This is a genomic window from Hoeflea sp., assembly GCF_039975035.1.
Classification (GTDB): Bacteria; Pseudomonadota; Alphaproteobacteria; order Rhizobiales; family Rhizobiaceae; genus Hoeflea.
The window spans coordinates 14,784-36,108 of sequence record NZ_JBDWHW010000126.1; the positions used below are offsets into that span (position 1 = coordinate 14,784).

The 21,325-nt window shown below is 60.3% G+C and carries 18 protein-coding genes and 1 pseudogene; 5 read left to right on the forward strand and 14 right to left on the reverse strand.

What is annotated here, in order from left to right; all coding sequences use genetic code 11:
* Nucleotides 1–5 precede the first annotated feature (5 nt).
* From ABJN75_RS10670 to ABJN75_RS10680, 3 genes are all read right to left on the reverse strand, one after another.
* The gene (locus tag ABJN75_RS10670; protein ID WP_348439503.1) at nt 6–1,661 is read right to left on the reverse strand and encodes a VCBS repeat-containing protein; all 1,656 of its coding nucleotides are present in this window, start codon (nt 1,659–1,661) and stop codon (nt 6–8) included.
* A complete protein-coding gene (locus tag ABJN75_RS10675; RefSeq protein ID WP_348439505.1) occupies nt 1,658–3,094 on the reverse strand; it encodes a di-heme oxidoredictase family protein in 1,437 nt (478 codons plus the stop codon). Before ABJN75_RS10675 ends, ABJN75_RS10670 begins: the two co-directional genes overlap by 4 nt.
* Nucleotides 3,095–3,278: 184 nt before the next feature.
* The gene (locus ABJN75_RS10680) at nt 3,279–4,502 is read right to left on the reverse strand and encodes an ROK family transcriptional regulator (protein ID WP_348439507.1); all 1,224 of its coding nucleotides are present in this window, start codon (nt 4,500–4,502) and stop codon (nt 3,279–3,281) included.
* Nucleotides 4,503–4,714: 212 nt separating this feature from the next.
* Between ABJN75_RS10680 and xylF the strand changes: the two genes are divergently transcribed.
* From xylF to ABJN75_RS10695, 3 genes are all read left to right on the forward strand, one after another.
* On the forward strand, nt 4,715–5,749 hold the full coding sequence (gene xylF / locus ABJN75_RS10685) for a D-xylose ABC transporter substrate-binding protein (protein WP_348439512.1): 1,035 nt from the start codon (nt 4,715–4,717) through the stop codon (nt 5,747–5,749).
* A gap of 86 nt (nt 5,750–5,835) precedes the next feature.
* Complete coding sequence (locus ABJN75_RS10690) at nt 5,836–7,137, forward strand: sugar ABC transporter permease (RefSeq protein ID WP_348439514.1); 1,302 nt, start codon at nt 5,836–5,838, stop codon at nt 7,135–7,137.
* Nucleotides 7,134–7,910: an ATP-binding cassette domain-containing protein gene (locus tag ABJN75_RS10695; protein WP_348439516.1), complete on the forward strand. Its 777-nt coding sequence runs from the start codon at nt 7,134–7,136 to the stop codon at nt 7,908–7,910. The genes ABJN75_RS10690 and ABJN75_RS10695 overlap by 4 nt, the downstream gene beginning before the upstream one ends.
* Nucleotides 7,911–8,025: 115 nt before the next feature.
* On the opposite strand, the gene ABJN75_RS10700 is transcribed toward ABJN75_RS10695, so the two are convergent.
* The gene (locus ABJN75_RS10700) at nt 8,026–8,271 is read right to left on the reverse strand and encodes a hypothetical protein (protein WP_348439518.1); all 246 of its coding nucleotides are present in this window, start codon (nt 8,269–8,271) and stop codon (nt 8,026–8,028) included.
* A gap of 77 nt (nt 8,272–8,348) precedes the next feature.
* Between ABJN75_RS10700 and ABJN75_RS10705 the strand changes: the two are divergent.
* A pseudogene (locus ABJN75_RS10705) lies at nt 8,349–8,522 on the forward strand (MFS transporter); the annotation flags it as partial.
* A gap of 107 nt (nt 8,523–8,629) precedes the next feature.
* Here ABJN75_RS10705 and ABJN75_RS10710 read toward each other — a convergent pair.
* The 10 genes from ABJN75_RS10710 to ABJN75_RS10755 all read right to left on the reverse strand — a co-directional run bounded on the left by ABJN75_RS10710 (nt 8,630) and on the right by ABJN75_RS10755 (nt 18,082).
* A complete protein-coding gene (locus tag ABJN75_RS10710) occupies nt 8,630–9,523 on the reverse strand; it encodes a LysR family transcriptional regulator (RefSeq protein WP_348439520.1) in 894 nt (297 codons plus the stop codon).
* A gap of 6 nt (nt 9,524–9,529) precedes the next feature.
* On the reverse strand, nt 9,530–10,384 hold the full coding sequence (purU, locus tag ABJN75_RS10715; RefSeq protein ID WP_348439522.1) for a formyltetrahydrofolate deformylase: 855 nt from the start codon (nt 10,382–10,384) through the stop codon (nt 9,530–9,532).
* Nucleotides 10,385–10,489: 105 nt separating this feature from the next.
* On the reverse strand, nt 10,490–11,917 hold the full coding sequence (locus ABJN75_RS10720; RefSeq protein ID WP_348439524.1) for a gamma-aminobutyraldehyde dehydrogenase: 1,428 nt from the start codon (nt 11,915–11,917) through the stop codon (nt 10,490–10,492).
* Between the two features lie 17 nt (nt 11,918–11,934).
* Entirely contained in the window at nt 11,935–12,750 is an 816-nt protein-coding gene (locus ABJN75_RS10725) for an ABC transporter permease (protein ID WP_348439526.1), read from the reverse strand.
* Complete coding sequence (locus ABJN75_RS10730; RefSeq protein ID WP_348439528.1) at nt 12,740–13,696, reverse strand: ABC transporter permease; 957 nt, start codon at nt 13,694–13,696, stop codon at nt 12,740–12,742. Before ABJN75_RS10730 ends, ABJN75_RS10725 begins: the two co-directional genes overlap by 11 nt.
* Nucleotides 13,693–14,682: an ABC transporter ATP-binding protein gene (locus ABJN75_RS10735; protein WP_348439530.1), complete on the reverse strand. Its 990-nt coding sequence runs from the start codon at nt 14,680–14,682 to the stop codon at nt 13,693–13,695. Before ABJN75_RS10735 ends, ABJN75_RS10730 begins: the two co-directional genes overlap by 4 nt.
* A 140-nt stretch (nt 14,683–14,822) precedes the next feature.
* Nucleotides 14,823–15,986, reverse strand: a complete 1,164-nt coding sequence (locus ABJN75_RS10740) for an ABC transporter substrate-binding protein (RefSeq protein ID WP_348439532.1) — start codon at nt 15,984–15,986, stop codon at nt 14,823–14,825.
* A 129-nt stretch (nt 15,987–16,115) separates the two neighbouring features.
* Complete coding sequence (locus ABJN75_RS10745) at nt 16,116–17,024, reverse strand: LysR substrate-binding domain-containing protein (RefSeq protein WP_348439550.1); 909 nt, start codon at nt 17,022–17,024, stop codon at nt 16,116–16,118.
* Between the two features lie 154 nt (nt 17,025–17,178).
* On the reverse strand, nt 17,179–17,469 hold the full coding sequence (locus ABJN75_RS10750; protein WP_348439534.1) for a hypothetical protein: 291 nt from the start codon (nt 17,467–17,469) through the stop codon (nt 17,179–17,181).
* Between the two features lie 97 nt (nt 17,470–17,566).
* Nucleotides 17,567–18,082, reverse strand: coding sequence for an arsenate reductase ArsC (locus tag ABJN75_RS10755; RefSeq protein WP_348439536.1), 516 nt, complete (start codon nt 18,080–18,082; stop codon nt 17,567–17,569).
* A gap of 685 nt (nt 18,083–18,767) precedes the next feature.
* Here ABJN75_RS10755 and ABJN75_RS10760 point away from each other — a divergent pair.
* Nucleotides 18,768–20,963 (forward strand): DEAD/DEAH box helicase, encoded by a 2,196-nt coding sequence (locus ABJN75_RS10760; RefSeq protein WP_348439538.1) that lies wholly within the window; start codon nt 18,768–18,770, stop codon nt 20,961–20,963.
* The last annotated feature ends 362 nt before the right edge of the window (nt 20,964–21,325 follow it).

Below are 21,325 nucleotides of genomic sequence, written 5' to 3' on the forward strand. Positions count from 1 at the left end.
TGCCGTCATCCTCCCTGCGCGGCAGGGTACCAGTACCGCGCATTGGCTTCGCCGCGGATGATCCGCACATGCTGGTTTGCGAACACTCGGTACGGATGGCTCCACTCGCCGTCGGGCCATTGCACGCGGATGGTGGCGCGTTCAGACACGCCCAGGCCGACATGGACAAAGCCGGCGTGACCCGAGGCGTGACCGCCGCCGATCTGGATCCGGCGGGTTTGGGTGCGGGTGCCGGTGCGCACGGAGATCAGCGAGCCGACCGCGTTGGGATTGATCTTGCCATTGTCCAGCTCCACCTTCACCCAATTGCCCATCGGCCGGTGTCCCCAAGAGGTTTCCGCACCAAGATTGCGAAACAGGCTGGCGGGGTGTTCGCGGTTGACGACGAGAAGGTCGAGCATGCCGTCCATGTTGAAATCCTCCACAACCGCACCGCGCCCGCGCGTCTCAAGCGCGAGTCCTGCTTCCATTCCCTTTTCGTGGAAGGTTCCGTCAAATCCGCCGAGCAACAGATTGTCGGGATCGAAACTCGCGAAATCAGGCATCGCCTGAACATTGCCCTTGGCAATGAACAGGTCGGTCAGGGTGTCGTTGTTGATATCGGCGAACTGACTGTGCCAGCCGGTTGAGGGTTTGTGGTCTCCGCCGGTGTAGGGCCGTTGTGCCGTGGCGCCTTTCTCGAAGGCGATGTCCCGGTAGGTCGGCCGGTCTTCGCCGCTTTCCTCGTCAAGCTTTTGTATTTTGGTATCGCCCATCGAGGTCAGGGCATATTCGGGGAGACCATCTGCATCGAAGTCTGTTTCGGCAATCCCCATGCCCCAAATGGTCAGGCGCTGCCAGCCTTGCGACTGCGAATAGAGCCGGGGCGGGCGCCCCTCCGACATCTGCCAGAGCTGTTCCTGGCCATCGCGGTAATATTGCCGGTCGTTGGTAATCCGCAGATCCGGCCGTCCCGAGCGGTTCCAGTCCGTAAACAGCACCGACAGCGCACAGTAGCCGGGATCAAGTGTCAGCGGCTCCGAATAATCGGGCGAAGCGCCCGGGCGCGAGCGCAGCAACTGATTGGGTTCACAGGTTCCAAATGGTGTTCCCGGAGCTGAACGATCGACATAATTGCCAATCGCGATGGTGGGAAACCGGCTGCCTTTCTCCCAGGTTGCGGACATCCCGGTCGACCAGGCCCGTCCGCCGTCGATCGAAAAGCTCCGGTTGGCCTTTTCGAACTGGCAGTGCGGTCCACCCTTGAGCACCAGGTTGCGGCCAAGCCTGAGCAGCACCAGATCCATGTGCCGGTCATTGTCGATGTCCACAGGGTAGGCACCGAGTACACCGGTGAGGTCGTCGGGATCCAGCCCGGTCTCAATCGGCTTGAACGCCAAGGCTCCGCCTGTCGGGCTCTCGTTGACAAAGAACTCGGCCGGTGAGGCACCCCCGGCAATCATCAGATCGGGACGGCGGTCGCCGTTGCAGTCGAAGCTGGCGACGCCCCCGCCGACAAAGAACTCCCAGCCGCCGGTATAGCTGTGATCGATGCCGGCACTCGCCGCTTCCTCGTGCAGGATAGGCACGTCGGAGGGAAAGGCGGTTTGAGCGGTGACCGGAAGGCTTGAGGCGATCAGCCAGACGGTACTGATGGCGAGGAGTGAACACGGACGAATCATGGGATGATCACCAGGGTTTTGAGAAACGCGATCAATGCCGACTTGTCCGCATCGGCGGCCGCGGCATAGGCGTCACGAGCAGCACGCCCGTCGCCGCCATGGGCAAGAATGATGTCATTGAGGCTGCTGAAATCATTGCGGTGACCATAGGGTCCGGTTGAACCGACCCCCCACAGTTCCGCGGTCTGGAAAATGTTCCTGTCCACGAAACGTTGGGACAGAAGCTCGTTGCCGAGCGCATCGATCTGGTTGTCGGTCATGACGTGCCGTTTCAGGTCGCCGAACAGGGGCACCAGCACGCGGCCTTGTTCGTCGCGGGGCAGCGCCGCCGCCCAGTCCATCAAACCGACATCATAGATCGCCGTCTCCTCGACTTGCCGGTCGTTGAGCGTGCCGGCCAGATCGAACGGGCCGGGGTCGGCGAAGGAAAGGCTCTGGAGCGGCAGGGCAGGGCGATGGCAGACAGTGCAGCCGAAATCGGTGAAGCTTGCTTCGCCGCGCGCGGCCGCCCCGGCCCAGCCATCCACATCCGGGACCTTCCGTACGGGAACTTGCAGCGTCGCCTGCCAGGCAACCAGCGCCGAAACATCGACAGCTGACATTTCCCCGGATACTCCGTCACCGTCAAAATCAGCGGATCCGGTCCAGCGTGCGCCGAAGCGCTCGTCGGATTGCATGCCGTGGTGTTGGTTCATGGCGTTGATGGTGAACTGCCTGAGCGAGGTCATCACGCCTTTCTGGCTGAAAGGACGGATGACAAGATCGGTGTCGACGCCATCGAGATCGTCAAGATTGACCGAGCCGTCGGGCTCGGCGGTAATGAACCCGAACTCCACACCCTTGGTTTCGAGCTTGCGCCGAACGACTGCTTCCTCTGCTCGCGCCTGGGCGAGGGCTTCCGCACGGATCGATTGGAGTTCATGGCTCATTTCCCGCGCCAGCAATTCGACAAGGCCGGCGCCGAACAGATGATTGGTGCCGCGCTCGCTGGAGAATTGGGGATCAAGTGAATCGAAATCCGCGCTCTCGAACCCCTCCGATGCAAAGACATTCGTGACAAAATCGCCCGCACCACCCAGGGCGGGCTGGTTGTGGCAGGCCCCGCACGATCCCGCGTCAGGGCCCGCGGTACGGAAAAACACCTGCTCGCGCGGATGCTTGCGCCGGGTCGGATCGATCGCCTGGGTCGCCTGCGGCCGTCCGACTCCGTCGAGCGGGGTGAAATTTGCGCCAAACAGGGCTTCGCCGGTTGTTCTCAGGCTGTCCAGCTCGGCTTTGGACAGAACCCCGGTCGGCATTTCCCCGATCGCGCCCAGCGCCCGGGTCCGTTCCGCCCAGGGCTCGTCGGCAAGGACTGCCGACGCCCACCCGATTTGCAGGCCGAGAATAACGGCGAGGCTGGTCACTCCCGCCATCCGGTTGCGTGAATTCATGCTGCTGTTCCTCCTGCCCGCGCATAATCGACGCAGTCCTGCCGCCGTCGCCATACCGGTCTCCTGCTTGCCCGCAAGGCTTGTTTTGCCGACGGAAGTTGCTTCGCATTCGACGCGGATACGGTCACCCGCAAATAGCTCGCGCATTCCGGTTTCGGAGGAAAGCTGGCGCCATGTCATGCCGCTAATTCCTCGTGGTTTCCCAAACCCGGTCCGCCTGCGTGGCGTCGATTTCGGAGAGCGCGCCGATGCCGCAGCCGTCCAGAACCAGTGGCATCTCGTCGACGTAGAGATCGATCGGGATGTTGCTTGCGGCCGAAGCGTTCGAGTTCCTGAGAACCTCGCGCAATGCTGGTTCCATCAGATCGAAGGCTGCCGCGCCATGACCGACAAAGGCGATCCTGAACGGATCGACAAGTGCGAACAGGCCGGCCAGGCCAGATCCCAGCGCGCGGCCGGCGGACGCGAAAGATTCGCCCGCAAGGGTTTCGCCTTTGCGCGCAGCTTCGGCAATGCGGATGATCTCCGATGGGTCAACATGGCTTTCCGGTTCCGCGTTGGCGGGCTTGCCGAGGTATCTGCGCAGGATCGCGTAGTCGCCGGCATCCGCCTCTATGCAACCGCGCGACCCGCACCGGCACAACGCGCCGTCCGTCTGGTGCAGCATATGACCAAATTCCGTTCCCGATGACCGGGTTCCGTTGATGATCTGACCGCGAAGAAACAGACCCATGCCAACGCCGTGGGCAAGCAGTATGGCGGCAAAATTTTCGCTGTAGCGCTCCGGATCGCGCCAATTGAGTGCGCGTGCGATCAGGTCGCAGTCATTGGCCAGTCGCACGGGCACGCCAAATTCCTCCTGCAGCCAGTAGGCCAGGGGAATGTCGGTCAGTGGCGTCATCGGCGAGCGCAGCAACTGCAGACCGGCAATATCGGTGGTTCCCTGCAGGCCGATGGAGATGCGCCCGAACTGGTCGTCGGCGAGCCCGGAGGCCTCCCAGGTCTGGCGGATTTCTGTGATCAGTGTATCCCGGAAAATCTCCATGGTGACATTGGCCATGTCGAGATGGAATTGCTGGCGGATGACCACCGTGCCGGCATAGTCGATGATGGCGACATCGACCGCTCCGATCTTGAGAACGATCAGCACTGCATGACAAAACTGTGGGTTGACCGACAGCTCGACGCTCGGGCGCCCGCGCCCCGCGTTACCGTTGATTTCTGCACTGCGCGCAATGAGGACGCCTTCGGCAATCAGCTCGCTTGAGATCGTGGACACCGTCGCCGGACTGAGCGATGCGGACCGGGCGATTTCGCCCCGGCTGATCGCGCCCCCGCGCCGCACGATTTGAATGATGCGCAAGCGGTTGCGTCTCCGCATGTCGTCGGAGCGAAGCACTATCGACATTTTCCCGGGAATCCTCCTCTAAAGTTGGTTGCAACGCAAAATTAATATTGCATTGCAACAGCTTACCTCGATTGCGTTTCATGTTGACATGCAAGCGCTTTTGAGTCACGATTTTTTTCGAGGCTTGAATTAAAAAGCTTCGGAGGAGTGTTTGGCTCTGAAATGCCGGGCACGTTTGATATTTTGGATCGTTATCCATCCGGGAGGATTACATGAGAAAGTTAGTTAGCACGCTCGTTGCTGGCGTCGTCATGACAGCCGCAATGGCCGGCGCCGCATTGGCGGACGGCAAGACAATTGGAGTTTCCTGGTCGAATTTCCAGGAAGAGCGCTGGAAGACCGACGAAGCCGCGATCAAGGCGGCCATCGAAGCCGCTGGCGACACCTATGTGTCGACCGATGCGCAATCGTCGGCAGCCAAGCAGCTGTCCGATGTTGAAAGCCTGATGGCGCAGGGCGTCAACGCGCTGATCATTCTCGCCCAGGATACCCAGGCGATCATTCCCGCCGTGACCGCTGCCGCTGACGAAGGCGTTCCGGTCATCGCCTATGACCGTCTGATCGAAGACAACCGCGCCTTCTACCTGACCTTCGACAATGTCGAGGTCGGTCGTATGCAGGCACGCGCTGTTTTTGCCCTCCAGCCGAAGGGCAACTATGTCATGATCAAGGGGTCGCCCACCGATCCGAATGCTGACTTCCTTCGCGGCGGCCAGCAGGAAGCCCTGCAGGCGGCGATTGATTCCGGCGACATCAAGATCGTGGACGAAGCCTATACCGACGGCTGGCTTCCGGCCAACGCCCAGCGCAACATGGAACAGATCCTGACGGCCAACGACAACAAGGTCGATGCCGTGGTTGCTTCCAATGACGGCACCGCCGGCGGTGTTGTTGCCGCGCTCACGGCACAGGGCATGGACGGCATTCCGGTGTCCGGCCAGGACGGCGACCACGCTGCCCTCAACCGTGTCGCCAATGGCACCCAGACTGTCAGCGTCTGGAAGGATGCTCGTGAACTCGGCAAGGTCGCCGGCGAAATCGCCGTGCAACTGGCCGGCGGCACGGCGATGAGCGACATCGAAGGCTCCGCCGAGTGGACGTCTCCGGGCGGCACTACGATGACCGCGATGTTCCTTGCTCCGGTTCCGATCACAAAGGACAATCTCGCCACTGTCGTCGATGCCGGTTGGATCAGCAAGGAAGACCTGTGCCAGGGCGTTTCCGGCGGTCCTGCTCCTTGTAACTAAGCCACAGGCTCAGTTGCTGATTGCCTGAATGATGTCCCCATCCGCAGGGGTGGGGACGTATTGATGCTCATTACCCGGATACGGCCATGACCGACACGTCCCCCGCAACGAGTACGCAGGCGAAGCCTCGCAATTTCTTCGCCGCGCTTGAACTTGATACCCGCCTGCTCGGCATGATTGGCGCTTTTGTCGTCATCTGTCTGATTTTCAACGTCCTCACCGACGGGCGCTTTATGACGCCCCGCAACATCTTCAACCTGACGATTCAGACCGCGTCGGTCGCGATCATGGCGACCGGGATGGTGTTCGTGATTGTGACCCGCCATATCGATCTATCGGTCGGTTCGCTGCTGGCGACCTGCTCGGCGATGATGGCGATGATGCAGACGGTGGTGGCGCCGGACTGGTTGGGGTTTGGTCTCAACCATCCGCTGACAATGCCGATCGCGATTTTGGTTGGCGTCTTGACCGGCCTGCTGATCGGCGCCTTCCACGGCTGGCTGATCGGCTACCTGGCGATTCCCGCTTTCATTGTCACGCTGGGCGGGTTTCTGGTCTGGCGCAACGTAGCCTGGCACCTGACCAAGGGCCAGACGATCGGCCCGCTTGACGAGAATTTTCAGCTTTTCGGCGGGATCAACGGCACATTGGGCGAGACCTGGAGCTGGATTTTTGCCGGTTTCGCAGTTCTGGCCTCATTCTATGTGCTTTTCCAGTCGCGGCGGAACAAGGTTCTGCACGAGTTTCCGGTCAAGCCGGTTTGGGCCGAAGTCGTCATGGGTGCGATCATCGCAGCGGTGATTGTCGGTTTCGTGGCTGTTCTGAACGCTTACGAAATTCCGACAGCTCGACTGCAGCGGATTTTCGAGGCGCGTGGCGAGATGATGCCGGACGGGCTCGTTCAGGGGTACGGAATACCGATCTCGGTGTTGCTGCTGATCCTGATTGCCTTCGTCATGACGATTGTCGCCCGGCGCACCCGCCTCGGACGATATATTTTCGCCACCGGTGGCAATCCCGAAGCGGCGGAACTGGCCGGTATCAACACACGTCTGCTCACCGTCAAGATTTTCGCCATCATGGGGGTCTTGTGCGCCATTTCGGCCATCGTCGCCTCGTCACGGCAAACCTTTCATTCCAATGATATCGGTACGCTCGACGAACTGCGCGTCATCGCCGCCGCGGTGATCGGCGGGACAGCACTGTCGGGCGGCATGGGCACCATTTACGGCGCGATCCTGGGCGCGCTGATCATGCAGAGCCTGCAATCGGGCATGGCAATGGTCGGCGTCGATGCGCCTTACCAGAACATGGTCGTCGGTTCTGTGCTGGTTCTCGCCGTATTTATTGACATCGTTTATCGCCGCCGGACGGGAGACAAGACATGACCACACCTCTCGTCGAAATGCGCGACATGCAGAAATCGTTCGGCGGCATCAAGGCCGTCGATCATGTCACCATTGATCTGTACCCTGGCGAGGTCGTCGGTGTTCTGGGTCACAATGGCGCCGGCAAATCCGTTCTGACGAAAATGCTGTCGGGCGCATTGCCGCGCGATGGCGGCGAAATTTTCATCAATGGCAAGAAGGCGGCGATCAACAATCCGCGCGATGCGCGCAATCTGCAGATCGAGACGATCTACCAATATCTTGCGCTGGCCGACAATCTGGATGCCGCGTCCAACCTGTTTCTTGGCCGCGAACTGGTGACCCCCCTGGGATTTGTCGATGACGCCTTGATGGAGGCTGAGACCCGAAAAATCCTGAAACGCCTCAATCCGAATTTCCGGCGTTTCCACACGCCAGTGGCGGGGCTTTCGGGTGGTCAGAGACAATCGGTTGCAATCGCGCGCGCGGTCTATTTCAACGCCAAGATCCTGATCATGGATGAGCCCACGGCGGCTCTCGGCGTGCAGGAAACGCGGATGGTTGCCGAACTGATTGATCAGCTGAAATCCGAGGGCATCGGCATTCTTCTGATCGATCACGACATTCACCAGGTGAAGTCATTATGCGACCGGGCCAACGTGATGAAGAACGGCCAGTTGGTCGGGACCGCCAAGGTCGCCGATGTGTCTGAGGACGATCTTCTCGGCATGATTATCGCCGGCAAATGCCCACCCGGGGCGATACCGGGCCCGGGTGCTATTCAAACTGCCTGATCAGACACAAACCGGGGCCCTGAGCCCCGGTTTTTTGTTGCGTCGCGGCAATTTCAGACGTGCTGTTCAAGTTATTGAGTCTGAAGTGTATGAAAAAGCATTAAATAACAGAAACTTAAGAAAATTTATCAACAGATAAAGAAATTTGAAAATTCCTATTGCAATGCAGCATGAACTGCACCATATTTGTTTCAACGCCACGCCGAACTCCTCCTCCTCCCAATTCGGCATGGCAGTAGTCGTGATGCTCTGCACCGGGATCCTCCTCCCAAGCACCGGTCCGGATGTTGCGACGAAGTACAAACGCCTGTCGGGTCTTGCCCGGCAGGCGTTTTGTTTTTCCGGGCTTGCTGCGTCCCACCACAGTAATCTCCCTTGCTGCGGACAGCTTGGAAACTGGCACACCTTCCCCATCTCAATCCGTCGCTGCAATGGACTGGTTTGCTGGTCGGCGGTGTCGGCACCACGACCCACCAGCTCTGGCTGCTGTATCTGGGGTATGATGTGCTCGGAGGCTGCGGTTTGGGGCTGGGTTATGTCTCGCCGGTCTCGATCTTTTTACGCTGGTTTCCGGACCGTCGCGGCATGGCGGACCGCATGGCAATCAGGGGTCTTGGCAGCGATTTTGCGACGATGCCTGCCTATCCGACCGATTATATTCGTACCCAGGCATGGCGGCATTGCTGCTCCCCGCGGCACATGTTTGTGGCGGGGAGGTCCTATCTTTCTAACGGAAAGAAATAGGCCTTGTGCTCTTGCGCAACGGTCGAGATGTGATCCGCCACGGTACGCACCCGCGCCAGGTCGCGCGCTGATTCATGATAGACCATGAAGTAGGATCGCGCGATGCGGTTTTCGGGCAGCAACCGGACCAGATCCGGATCCAGCGCGGCGATGTAATCATGCAAAACAGCAATGCCGGCGCCGGAGCGTACGGCTTCGGTTTGCCCGGTGGCGCTCGATATCTCGAACTGCGCCGTCCAGTTGCGCAGGATTTCGCGGGTGAACTGCAGAGAAGGCGAGAAAATCAGGTCTTCCACGTAACTGATCAGGCGATGCTGCTTGAGATCGTCCGTGTTTTTGGGTGTGCCGTGCTGGTCGATATAGGAGCGTGATGCATACAGCGACAACGAATAATCAACCAGCTTGCGCGCCACCAGTCGCCCCTCGGCCGGGCGTTCGACCGTGATGGCGATATCGGCCTCGCGTTGCGGCAATGAGAAGCTGCGCGGAACCGGAACCAGTTGAAGCCGCAGATCGGGATGCCTGGCAATCAGGGCGCCAAGCCGCGGCGCCAGGAAGGAAACCCCGAAACCGTCCGGTGCACCGATCCGCACCGTGCCGGATATCGCGCTGTCGGTGCGCCCGAGATTGGCCTGCGCCGCCAGCATCTCGGCTTCCATGCGCTCGGCATGGGCCAGAAAGGCTTCGCCTTCCCCGGTCAGCCCGCAACCATTGGTGCGGCGGACCACCAGTTGCGCGCCGAGCGCGGTTTCAAGCGATGTGATCCGCCTTGCCGCGGTGGCGTGGTTGATTCCCAGCCGTTTCGCAGCTGCCAGAATCTGCCCGGCACGGGCGACAGCCAGAAAAACCCTGATATCGTCCCAGTTCACGGCAAACTATCCAAACACCACGGTCTTGTGGCCGTTGAGCATGACACGCGATTCCAGATGCATCTTCACGGCTCGGGCCAGAACCCGTGCCTCGATGTCCCGACCGGCGGCGACGAAGTCATCGGCAGTCATGGAATGGCTCACGCGCTCGGTTTCCTGTTCGATGATCGGGCCTTCATCGAGATCGGCGGTGACGTAGTGCGCGGTAGCACCGATCAGCTTGACGCCGCGCTCATGCGCCTGGTGATAGGGTTTGGCGCCCTTGAAGCTTGGCAGGAACGAGTGGTGAATATTGATCACCTTGCCGAACAGCCGTCGCGAAAGTGCATTCGACAGAACCTGCATGTAGCGCGCAAGGATCACCAGATCCGCGCCGCTTTTGGTGGCAAGCTCCAGCAGCTTTTCTTCCTGGTCCGCCTTGGTGTCCTTGGTTACAGGCCAGTGGTGGAACGGAATGCCTTCGATTTCCGCGGTTCTGCGGCTGTCCTCGTGATTGGAGACGATTGCCACCACCTCGGCGTCCAGCCAGCCGACGCGGATCTGATAAATCAGGTGCAGCAGAGCGTGGTCGAATTTCGACACCATGATGATGATCTTCGGGCGCTTGGCCACTTCATTGATGTCGAGCCGCAGTTCAAACCGTGCTATCGGTGCCTGAAGGCACCGTTTGATGGCCTGCGCATCAACGCCGTCCGGTGTTTCAATTGCAATCCGCATGAAAAAGCGGTTGGTCTGACGATCCCAGAACTGGCTGGATTCAGCGATATTGGCGCCGATCGCCGCAAGTTCGGTGGTGATTGCTGCAACAATGCCCGGCTGATCAGCGCAGGCTATTGTGATGACAAAATGCGGATGCGCCATGACAGTCTCCGGTTATTGATGGCCCTGATCTCGACCGCTCTCCACCGGCTTTGCAGCATCGTTCCGGGACGGTCAAGTCCGCCCCGGAGTTGGATATAAGTCCAGTTAGCCGTGGGCGATCATTACGTGCCGCACTGCGGTGTAATCTTCAAGGGCGTAAAGCGACATGTCCTTTCCATAACCTGACTGCTTGATGCCGCCATGCGGCATCTCGTTGACCAGCATGAAGTGGGTGTTGATCCAGGTGCAGCCATATTGCAGCCGCGCAGCACAGGTCATCGCCTTGGAGATATCCTTTGTCCAGACAGAGGAGGCCAGACCGTATTCGGAATCATTGGCCCAGGTGACGGCCTCTTCGGCATCGGAGAACCGGGTCACGGATACCACGGGGCCGAACACTTCCCGGCGGACGATTTCATCCGATTGCAGGGCACCCGCGATCAGTGTCGGCTGGTAGTAAAATCCGTTTCCGTCACCCGGCTTGCCACCTGTTGCGACTTCGATGTGTTTCATTTCGGTGGCGCGCTCAACAAAGCTTGCCACCCGGTCGCGCTGCCGTTTGGAGATCAGCGGGCCGATCTCGTTGTCCGCGTCATCCGCCTGATCATACTTGATGGTCGATACCGCCGCCGAAAGCCTGTCGACCAGCTTTTCGTAGATCTTCGGTCCGGCATAAATCCGGCAGGCTGCGGTGCAATCCTGTCCGGCATTGTAGTAGCCGAAAGCGCGGAGCCCATCGACCACTGCATCCAGATCAGCATCATCGAACACGATGACCGGCGCTTTGCCGCCCAGTTCCAGATGCGTACGCTTGACCGATTTGGCCGCCGCCTGCAGCACCTTCTTGCCGGTGGCGACATCGCCGGTGATCGAGACCATGCTGATCTTGGGGTGGTTGATTAGCGCATTGCCGACGCTTTCGCCGCGGCCCAGAATGACGTTGACGACGCCTTCAGGCAGGATGTCGGCCAGGATCTTGGCGAACTTCAACGAGGTCAGCGGTGTCTGTTCGGAGGGTTTGAAGACCACGGTGTTGCCGCCGCCGATCGCCGGTGCCAGCTTCCACGCCATCATCATCAACGGGTAGTTCCAGGGCGCAATGGAGGCGATGATGCCGATTGGATCACGGCGCACCATGGAAGTATGGCCCTCCATGTATTCGCCAGCCGCCTGGCCGGGCATGCAACGTACGGCGCCGGCGAAGAACCGGTAGCAATCGACGATTGCCGGGATCTCGTCATTCTTCACTGCATTGATCGGTTTGCCGCAATTGAGCGCCTCGAGTGCTGCGAACCCGTCAGCTTCGGCTTCGATCCGGTCGGCGATCTTGAGCAGATACCCGGAGCGCTCTGCAGGCGTGGTCCGCGACCAGGTGGCAAACGCTTTCTCTGCTGCATTGACTGCAGCCTCGATCTGGATTGAGGAGGCTTCGGGAAGATTGAGAATGGTCTCGCCGGTGCGCGGATTGAAAATCTTCTCTTCGGCTTCGGTCCCGGCTTCAAACCGGTTGCCGATCAGCATTTGGGTGTCCATGGCGTTTCTCCCGTGAGTTATTTGCCCTGTCCGGAGATCTGGTCTCCGTCCCGGGTCAGGTAGTAGGCGGCAAGAATGGGCAGGAAGGTGACCAGCACGACGACCATTGCCACCACATTGGTGACCGGGCGCTGGCGCGGCCTGACCAGTTCTTCAAGCATCCAGATCGGCAGCGTGGCCTGCTGGCCGGCGGTAAAGGTGGTGACGATCACCTCGTCAAACGACAGCGCGAAAGCCAGCATGCCGCCGGCCAGCAGCGCCGTTCCGATATTGGGAAGGATGACATGACGAAAGGTCTGGAACCCGTCGGCGCCGAGATCCATCGAGGCCTCGATCAGCGAGCCCTGCATCCGCCGGAAGCGCGCCACCGCGTTGTTGTAGACCACAACGACGCAGAAGGTGGCGTGGCCCAGAACGATGGTCCAGAACGAAAACGGGATTTCGGCGAGATTGAAGGCCGAGCGCAACGAAATGCCGGTGATGATGCCGGGCAGGGCGATCGGCAGGATGACCAGCAGCGAAATCGCCTCGCGTCCGAAAAACCTGGTCTGCGAGATCGCAGCCGCGCACAGCGTGCCAAGCGTCAGCGCCACGGCGGTCGAGATCGTCGCGACCCGCACCGACAGTCCCAGCGCTTCCCAGACATCTGGCCGGTTCCAGGTCACCGCGAACCATTTCAGCGTCAGCCCGGGGGGAGGGAACTGGTAGCTCTTTTCCTCGGTGGTAAACGCATAAAGAAAGATCAGCAGGATCGGCAGATGCAGGAAGGCGAGGCCGACGCCAGCGGCGATCTTCAGACCCATCGGCGTGCCGGTTTGACGATCAGAGCGCATTGAAGGCTCCCGCGCGTTTGGCCAGCCACAAATAGATCCCCATGATCACCACGGGCACCACGGTAAACGCTGCCGCCAGCGGAATATTGCCCGCTGTCCCCTGATGCGCATAGACCGCCATGCCGATGAACAGGTGCGAGGTGCCGATGATCTGCGGGATGATGTAATCGCCGAGCGTCAGCGAGAAGGTAAAGATCGAACCGGCAATCACGCCCGGCAATGCCAGCGGCAGCAGCACATTGCGGAATGTCTGACCGGGCGAGGCGCCAAGATCGGCGGAAGCTTCCAGAAGGTTGCCTGGAACCCGCTCGAGCGCTGCCTGCATCGGCAGGATCATGAACGGCAGCCAGACATAGACGAAAACCAGAAACGTCCCTGTCGGGCTGACGGACAGGGAATTGCCGCCGACAACCGGCAGGGAAAGCCAGGCGTCGACAACAAAATTCAGATGAAACTTTTCCAGCACCCAGGTCAGGATGCCTTCCTTGGCCAGGATCAGCTTCCAGGCATAGATCTTGACCAGATAGCTCGACCACAAGGGCAACATCACCCCGAGGTAAAACACAGCCTTCCAGCGTCCCTTGGCGTAGCGCGCCGCGAAATAGGCGATAGGAAACGCAATGATCGCCGAAGCAATGGTCACCATCGCCGCCATGGTGACGGTGCGGACGATGATGTCGAGATTGGAGGGGCGCAGCAGTTCGCCATAGGTTTTCAGGGTGAACTCTCGAACCACCATGCCGGAGAACTCATCAATCGAGAAGAAGCTCTGAATCAGAAGGGCGAACAGGCTTCCGAGATAAATCACCCCGAGCCACAGCAGCGGCGGTGTCAGCATTAAAAACAGCAGGAGCTTCGGATTGCGCCAGAACGCGTCCGACAATGCGCCTCCCAGACCGCCTCGCCCGGGCAAAATGGCGGCAGACTGGACGGTTGCGGCGCTCATGCATCCGCCCCCATCAGATGTAGCGCAGAAGGCTCCCAGGAAAACCGGATGCTGGCGTCCTGATCCGGCACTTGCGCGCCGGAAGGCAACAGCACGTTGAGGCTTTGGCCCGCCACATTGAGCGTCACCCGCGTTGCGCTGCCCAGAAAGCTCGTCCCGGTGACGCGGGCCTCATGGCCGGTATCCGTGCCGAGACGGATGTCTTCGGGCCGGAGGCTTGCCCATTCGGCCGGTCCGCCCAGCCGCTGGGTGAATTCAGGGGGCAACACGTTGGAGGAACCAACGAAATCGGCCACGAAACGGGTCTTCGGACGCCTGTAGATATCTTCGGGCGTGCCGGTCTGCATGATCCGGCCTTCGTTGAAAACCGCGATCCGGTCAGCCATCGACAGCGCTTCGCCCTGATCATGGGTGACAAACACGAAGGTGATGCCGAGCGCCTTCTGCAGAACTTTCAGTTCTTCCTGCATCTGCTCGCGCAGCTTGAGATCAAGCGCGCCGAGAGGTTCATCAAGCAACAGAACCTTGGGCTTGTTGACCAGCGCCCGGGCAAGCGCCACGCGCTGTCTCTGGCCGCCAGACAATTGCCCCGGCTTGCGCGCGCCGTAACCGGGCAGTTTGACCATCTCGAGCGCGGCCTCGGCCTCGCGCAAACGTTCAGCCTTGCCAACGCCGCGGATCATCTGCCCGTAGGCCACATTGTCCGCCACGTTGAGATGCGGAAACAGCGCATAGTCCTGAAACACCGTGTTGACGTTGCGCCGGTAGGGCGGCACGCCTTCGGCCGTTTCTCCGAATATCTCGATATGCCCGGCCGTCGGCTGCTCGAAACCCGCGATCAGCCGCAGGCAGGTCGTCTTGCCGGAACCCGACGGACCGAGCATGGCGAAGAACTCGCCAGGCGCGATCTCCAGATCGACGGCGTCGACGGCGCGAACGCTCCCGAAATGACGGGAGACCTGCTGGAATGAGACGGCATACGGCATGGAAAATCCAGATCAGTCCTGATGTGCCCTCGAAGCGGCACCGGCCCACCGGGGGCATCGTGAGGGGGTAGCGAAGCGCCGGTCTCCCTCCCCAAAGTCACGGGAGGGAGATGTTGGCTTGGTTCGGTAGTATGGCCGGTTCAGCGACCGCCGATGACGCCGATATAGTCAGAGACCCAGCGATAATAGGGCACGCATTCGTCCTGGCTTTCGCATTTCGAAACCGGAGTGGTCCAGAAATTGATCCTGTCAAAGTCATCCAGTCCGTTGGCGGTGCAACCTTCGGCGGTCTGCATGCCACGGCCATCGGTGCACGCGGCAGGAACCGAAGGGTTGGCGCCAAACCAGACCGAGAGATCGGACTGCAGGTTGGAGGCCAGCGAATGTTCCATCCACTTGTAGGCGCAGTTTGGATTGGCCGCATCTGCATGCATCATCGTGGTGTCGGCCCAGCCCGTGGCACCTTCCTGAGGAATGGTGGAAGCCACCGGCACCTTGTCGGCCTGCAGCAGATTGACCTGGAAAGGCCACGAACCCGAAGCCACGACACCTTCGTTCTTGAAGTCGTCGATCTGGATGAAAGCGTCATGCCAGTAGCGGCCAACCAGCGTTCGCTGCACACGCAGCAGGTCAAGCGCTTCCTTGTACTGGGCTTCATTGAGCTCGTAAGGGCTCTTGATGCCCAGCTCCGGCTTGTGGAACATCAGGTACTGTGCGGCGTCGGCAATGTGGATCGGACCATCATAGGCCTGGACCCGGCCCTTGTTGGTCTTGCCATCGGGCAGGTCCATTTCTTCAAACACCACGTTCCATGAGGTCGGCGCTTCCTTGAATGTTTCTGTGTTGTACATCAGCACATTCGGGCCCCACATATAGGGAGTGCCGTAGTGAACGCCGTCAACTGTGTGCCAGGGGGCATCCTTGAGGCGGTCATCGACCGTCGACCAGGACGGAATGAGATCAGTGTTGATCGGCTGCACGCGCTTGCCGGCGATCAGCCGCAGCGATGCGTCGCCAGACGCGGTGACCAGATCGAAACCGCCTTCGTTCATCAGCGCCACCATCTCGTCGGATGTGTTGGCGGTCTTGACGTTGACCTTGCAGCCCGAGGCTTCCTCGAATTTGGTCACCCAGTCGAAGGCCTTGTCGGTTTCGCCGCGCTCGATATAGCCAGCCCAGGCGACGATGTTGACCTGACCTTCGCCGGGTCCGACTTCGGTCATCATTTCCGCCGAGGCAAATCCCGGCGCCATGACCGAAAGCGCCAGCGCCATCGCCGTGCATGTATTGAAGATCTTTTTCATGTGCTTGAGCTCCCACCGTTGGTGACCGCCAGAATAACGGTCAGCGTCGGGAGCCAACAGTGATACGGCCAGTCTGGGTGCGCAAATACTTTTATCAGAATTATGATATCGGAAAAATCGATACCTATATCAGCGCTGACGTATCGCTCTCTGCGCCTGAGAAAGGTCAATGAAATCGCGTGCGGCCTGCGTCATCTGGCTGCCACGCCGCCAGGCCACGCCGACCTGCACCATCGGCAGGCTGCCTGATACATCGCGGCTTTCGATCCGGTCGCCTTCCAGCGACCATGGCCTGTAGACAAGATCCGGCAACAGCGCCACACCTGCACCGGTGGCAACCAGGCTGCGCACGGCTTCCACGGATCTTGTCCGGAAGGCGATCTTCGGACGCGAGCCAATGGCGCTGAGCAGTTTTCCGGTGCTTTCCTCGATTTCGTCAATGGTCAGCATGATCACCGGTTCTTCTGCCACATCTGCGACCGTAATGCTTTCAGCAGACGCCAGCCGATGACCGAGCGGCAGCCACAGCCGGTAGGGAGAAACCTCCAGGATCTCGGTTTGCAGCGCCATCCGATTGCGCAAATTGGAGATCACGATCACTGCGACATCAAGTTCGCCGCCGATCAGCAGATGTTCGAGATAATCGCCATTGTCCTCGATCGCCGAAACCGTAACGCCGGGAAAGGCCCGGCGGTAGCGCGCCAGCAGATCAGACAGCACATAGCCGGCCACCAGCGAGGTCACCCCCAGATTGAGCGTACCGGTCAGGTTTTCTTTTTCATCGGAGAAGGTGCGCCGCGCGTCGGACACATCGGAAAGGATCTTGGTCGCGTGGCGAAGAAACTGGTGACCCTTGTGGGTGATTGTCAGCCCGCGCGAATGACGATCAAACAACTCGACGCCCAGATCGCCTTCAAGCTCCTTGATCGCTTCGGTGACCGCCGACTGGGAAATCGACAGATTTTGCGCGGCCCCGGAGACGGTACCCTGGGCGGCGACGGCGACGAAATACTGCAATTGGCGAAGCGTAAAGGCCATGCCCCAGACAACCAGCATTCGTGACGGCTGACAACGGGTTAGATCCCAGTTTGCCGATTTCCGACAGCAGGGAGCGGGTCCGCCCAATCCGGCTGGCGCCATCCCTGCCAGGCGATCAACCGGCGTTCGGTTTACCGCCGCCGCAATTGCGGCATCACAGATCCATCGATCCGGTATTCTGCAGACACTGCGGAGGGTAATACGGCCAATTTGCCTTGCTGCAGGAGGTCGCAATCTCCACGCCGGGTGACACGATCCGAATATGGCGCACACCGGTCTGGTTGCCGGAGCCCGCGCTTTGGGAGACTTGAACCGGTTGTGCCGAATAGCTGGAGGCAAAACCGTTCAAGGCTGCCAGGTGAGAGATTCCGTCCGCGTCGGCGGCAATGGCGACCGCGCCCAGAGCGAGGACAGAAGCAGTTGATATGATGGCAATCTTTTTCATGCCATATTAACGCCTAACATCCGCCTTGGTTCCCGGGAGTGTTCCGGGACTTGTCAAACGGAGCCGCGGCGCGGTCTTGCCGGGCCGCCGGATGGGTTCATCCGCTACTGTCGAGATCCCGTGCGCTGCCAATGGCGTCGAGACGCTTTTGCAGCGCCATCTGATCGATGCTCGCCAGCGGCAGATTGGTGAAAATCGAAATCCGTGCGTCCATCATCCGGTATGCATCCGAGAATGCGAGACGTTTTTCGGCCTCGGTTCCCTCGGCTGCAGCCGGATCCGGCACGCCCCAATGGGCGCTCATCGGTTGTCCGGGCCAGACAGGGCAGGATTCATTGGCCGCATTGTCACAGACGGTGAAGACGAAATCCAGATGCGGGGCGTCCGGCCGGGCAAATTCATCCCAGTTCTTCGAGCGCGCGAAGCTCGTGTCGTAGTTCAGTTGTCGAAGCAGGTCCAGCGTGTAGGGATGGACTTCGCCCTTGGCCTGCGAGCCGGCCGAATAGGCCTTGAAGCGGCCCTGTCCGGCGCGGTTCATAATCGCTTCCGCAATAATAGATCGGGCGGAGTTGCCGGTGCACAGAAACAACACATTATAGACTTTTTCGGTCATGATCGCCTCGCTGGTCGTGGGTCCGGTTCGACGGCTTGCGGGCCGCGGCCTGGCTGTCGGTTGGTTTTGAAAATCAATATATCAAGAATACTTGATGAAAATGAAATTGCAAGATGTCGTTTGAATCAAGTCAACCTGACTGGCGCATTGCCTGTCTGATCGCGACGACAGACCGGTTTGCGGCGGTTTGCCGTCATTACACCCGCTAGTGGTCTGACCGAAACAGATGATACCCATCTGTTTCGAACAGTCAGCCCACAAGCTATTGATTTGGTGGGGCGATTTCTCCTGACAGATGGGAACCATCTGTCAGGATCGCACCACTAGGTGAAGCCATACGCTGTCATCATGGGGCATTTGTTTTCAAGCCTACGATAGGGCCTGGCCGACCCGATGTGTGCACATCCATCTGCATCGCGGCGTTCGGCAATGCAGTCCATTGTGCCGTTTTTGCTTTTGGATTGATGGTATTGGCGGGGTTCTTTCGCAAGCCTCGTGCGCGAACAACAAAGCCGGACAGGCTGCCTGCAGGCCTTGAGCGGATGTATCGTCGGGCAATTTTCTTGCTTGGCCCCGTTTCTTATTGCTCGATTGTGCTTTATGAAGCCGAAAAGCCGTAGCCGCTCATTCGCCCCGCACGGCGCCCGAATGAGCGGGCTCAAACACGAAGTCCGAAAGATCCGACATGACAGACCTTGCGACCATCCAGCCGGCGTTAGCCCGAGCGCTGGCAAAACGCGGCTATGAAACGCTCACTCCCGTCCAGGAAGCGGTGCTTGCGCCCGAGCTGCGCGATGCAGACCTTCTGGTTTCCGCTCAGACCGGATCCGGCAAGACCGTGGCCTTCGGGATTTCGCTGGCGCCAACGCTGTTGGGGGAAGACGAAACGCTGCCGCGCGCCGGTGCGCCGCTGGCTCTGGCGATCGCGCCGACACGCGAACTGGCCATGCAGGTCGAGCGTGAACTGGCATGGCTCTACGGTGAAGCCGGCGCGCGCATCGCCACCTGCGTTGGCGGCATGAACATGATGACCGAACGGCGCACGCTGGAACGCGGGGCACATATCGTGGTGGGAACGCCTGGCCGGTTGCGCGATCACATCGAACGCGGATCGCTGGACCTCTCGGCCATTCGCGCCGTCGTACTCGATGAAGCCGATGAAATGCTCGATCTGGGCTTCCGCGATGATCTCCAGTTCATTCTGGATGCCGCGCCCGACCAGCGCCGCACCCTGATGTTCTCGGCAACCGTGCCCGCCGGCATCGCCAACCTGGCCAAGCGCTATCAGAACAAGGCAGTTCGGGTCACCACGGCTGGCGATCAGAAGCAGCATCTCGACATCGAATACCGTGCGCTCTCGGTTGCTCCCAATGACCGTGAAAACGCCGTCATCAACGTGCTGCGCTACTACGATGCCAAGAACGCCATCGTGTTCTGCAGCACACGCGCCACCGTCAACCATCTGACCGCGCGCTTTTCCAACCGCGGCTTTTCGGTCGTGGCACTGTCGGGCGAACTGAGTCAGAACGAGCGCACCCACGCTCTGCAGGCCTTGCGCGATGGCCGGGCGAAGGTCTGCGTGGCGACCGATGTCGCGGCCCGCGGACTTGATCTGCCGGATCTGGAGCTGGTCATTCACGCGGATCTGCCGAAGAACCCGGAAGGTTTGCTGCACCGGTCAGGCCGCACCGGTCGCGCCGGGCGCAAGGGCGTTTCCGCGCTGATCGTGCCCTACAATGCACGTCGCCGCACCGAAAGGCTGTTGTCCGACGCCCGCATTGCCGCCGCCTGGGCCCGCCCGCCGTCCGCTGTTGAAATTCTCGCTCGCGATGACGAGCGCCTGATGGAAGACGCGTCCTTCCAGGCAGAAGTCGGCGAGGACGAAACCGCAATGGTTTCCGCCCTGCTCGAGCGGCACGGTCCGGAAAAGGTCGCCGCGGCGCTGATACGCATGCACCGGGGCACGCGGTCTTCGCCCGAGGAATTGATTGACGACGGCCCTGTTGCAGCCCCCGGCGGCACCTATGCCGAGCGGGCGCCGCGCGAACATGTGGCGATCAAGGATGCTGTCTGGTTTTCCTTGTCGCTGGGCCGCAAGCAATCGGCCGAGCCGCGCTGGCTGCTGCCGATGCTGTGTCGCGCCGGCCATATAACCAAGACGGAAATCGGCTCCATCCGCATTCATGATCTGGAGACACACGTCGAGATCGCCGGGGCGGCAGTGGCGAAATTCGAGGCTGAAATCGGGCCGACGCGCAAGATCGAGAAAAATGTCACGGTGACCCGCCTCGATGGCGTGCCCCAGGCACCGGCGCGGACACAGCGCCCGGCCAGATCCGTCGATGCGGATGTCTCGCGGGCTCCGCGTGAAGACAGCGGCCCGCGCGCCGACCGGCCTGATCGATCCGGCGATGATTATCATCCGCGCGAAAAAGCAAAGCCGGACTACGCCAAGAAGCGACCGTTTACCGGCGGCAAGAAGCGAAATGACCGCCCGCCGCGTCACGATGCCTACGCCGACAAGAAGCCTTCGGCCCGCGAGGACGCCCCGCCTGCGGCCGGCGCCGGTAGCTGGCCTTATGATGACGTGGCCCCGGCGCCAAAGCCTGGAAAAGTCAAGTCGAAGCCTGAGGCAGCCAAGTCGGCCAAACCCGGCAAGGCCGCCGCCGCAGTCTCCGATGCGGGTTCGGACAAGCCGCCATTTGCCAAGGACAAGAAGCCCAAGCGCGACAAGCCGGGCTTCAAAGCTGATCTCAAGCCGGGTGCAAAGCCCGCCAAACCGCACCGTAAAGGTGCGAAAAACCCGCTCGCCGACGTCACCAAGCGCGTTACCGCAGCCGATGGCGGCAAGGGTGGGTTGAAACGCAAGCCGAAGCCTTGAGCTGATCAGGGACAAGCATTGGATCTTGAACCATGTCGCGCCGGGCGGGTCCTGCTTGGCGCGATATCGGTTCGGGCGCAGATCTCGTTAATTTCGGCGATGTAAAAATGCCCGGCCTGTCGCGACTGATCGGCCAGGCGATTGGGGTCGTCACCAGGCCCACGGCTAGCTTCGCCAGTCAAACGGAACGACCCGTGCGCATTCGGTGTTTCCTGACATGACATAATCTCACCTGTTATTGTCCGGACCCAGTAAATAACTGATTTCTGTGATGGCTTGTTTTCGCATTCTTAACGAAAACATGTTTAGCTCGTGTCATGGGAATTGGCGCTGGCTTCCGGCATGAGACTTTACCCATGCGC

Coding starts and splice junctions, on each gene's coding strand:
- purU (WP_348439522.1), bottom strand. CDS start 10,384: ATGGCGCATCCGCATTTTGTCATCACAATAGCCTGCGCTGATCAGCCG.
- ABJN75_RS10725 (WP_348439526.1), bottom strand. CDS start 12,750: ATGCGCTCTGATCGTCAAACCGGCACGCCGATGGGTCTGAAGATCGCC.
- ABJN75_RS10745 (WP_348439550.1), bottom strand. CDS start 17,024: ATGGCCTTTACGCTTCGCCAATTGCAGTATTTCGTCGCCGTCGCCGCC.
- xylF (WP_348439512.1), top strand. CDS start 4,715: ATGAGAAAGTTAGTTAGCACGCTCGTTGCTGGCGTCGTCATGACAGCC.
- ABJN75_RS10675 (WP_348439505.1), bottom strand. CDS start 3,094: ATGAATTCACGCAACCGGATGGCGGGAGTGACCAGCCTCGCCGTTATT.
- ABJN75_RS10740 (WP_348439532.1), bottom strand. CDS start 15,986: ATGAAAAAGATCTTCAATACATGCACGGCGATGGCGCTGGCGCTTTCG.
- ABJN75_RS10695 (WP_348439516.1), top strand. CDS start 7,134: ATGACCACACCTCTCGTCGAAATGCGCGACATGCAGAAATCGTTCGGC.
- ABJN75_RS10680 (WP_348439507.1), bottom strand. CDS start 4,502: ATGTCGATAGTGCTTCGCTCCGACGACATGCGGAGACGCAACCGCTTG.
- ABJN75_RS10735 (WP_348439530.1), bottom strand. CDS start 14,682: ATGCCGTATGCCGTCTCATTCCAGCAGGTCTCCCGTCATTTCGGGAGC.
- ABJN75_RS10730 (WP_348439528.1), bottom strand. CDS start 13,696: ATGAGCGCCGCAACCGTCCAGTCTGCCGCCATTTTGCCCGGGCGAGGC.
- ABJN75_RS10755 (WP_348439536.1), bottom strand. CDS start 18,082: ATGACCGAAAAAGTCTATAATGTGTTGTTTCTGTGCACCGGCAACTCC.
- ABJN75_RS10670 (WP_348439503.1), bottom strand. CDS start 1,661: ATGATTCGTCCGTGTTCACTCCTCGCCATCAGTACCGTCTGGCTGATC.
- ABJN75_RS10690 (WP_348439514.1), top strand. CDS start 5,836: ATGACCGACACGTCCCCCGCAACGAGTACGCAGGCGAAGCCTCGCAAT.
- ABJN75_RS10760 (WP_348439538.1), top strand. CDS start 18,768: ATGACAGACCTTGCGACCATCCAGCCGGCGTTAGCCCGAGCGCTGGCA.
- ABJN75_RS10720 (WP_348439524.1), bottom strand. CDS start 11,917: ATGGACACCCAAATGCTGATCGGCAACCGGTTTGAAGCCGGGACCGAA.
- ABJN75_RS10750 (WP_348439534.1), bottom strand. CDS start 17,469: ATGAAAAAGATTGCCATCATATCAACTGCTTCTGTCCTCGCTCTGGGC.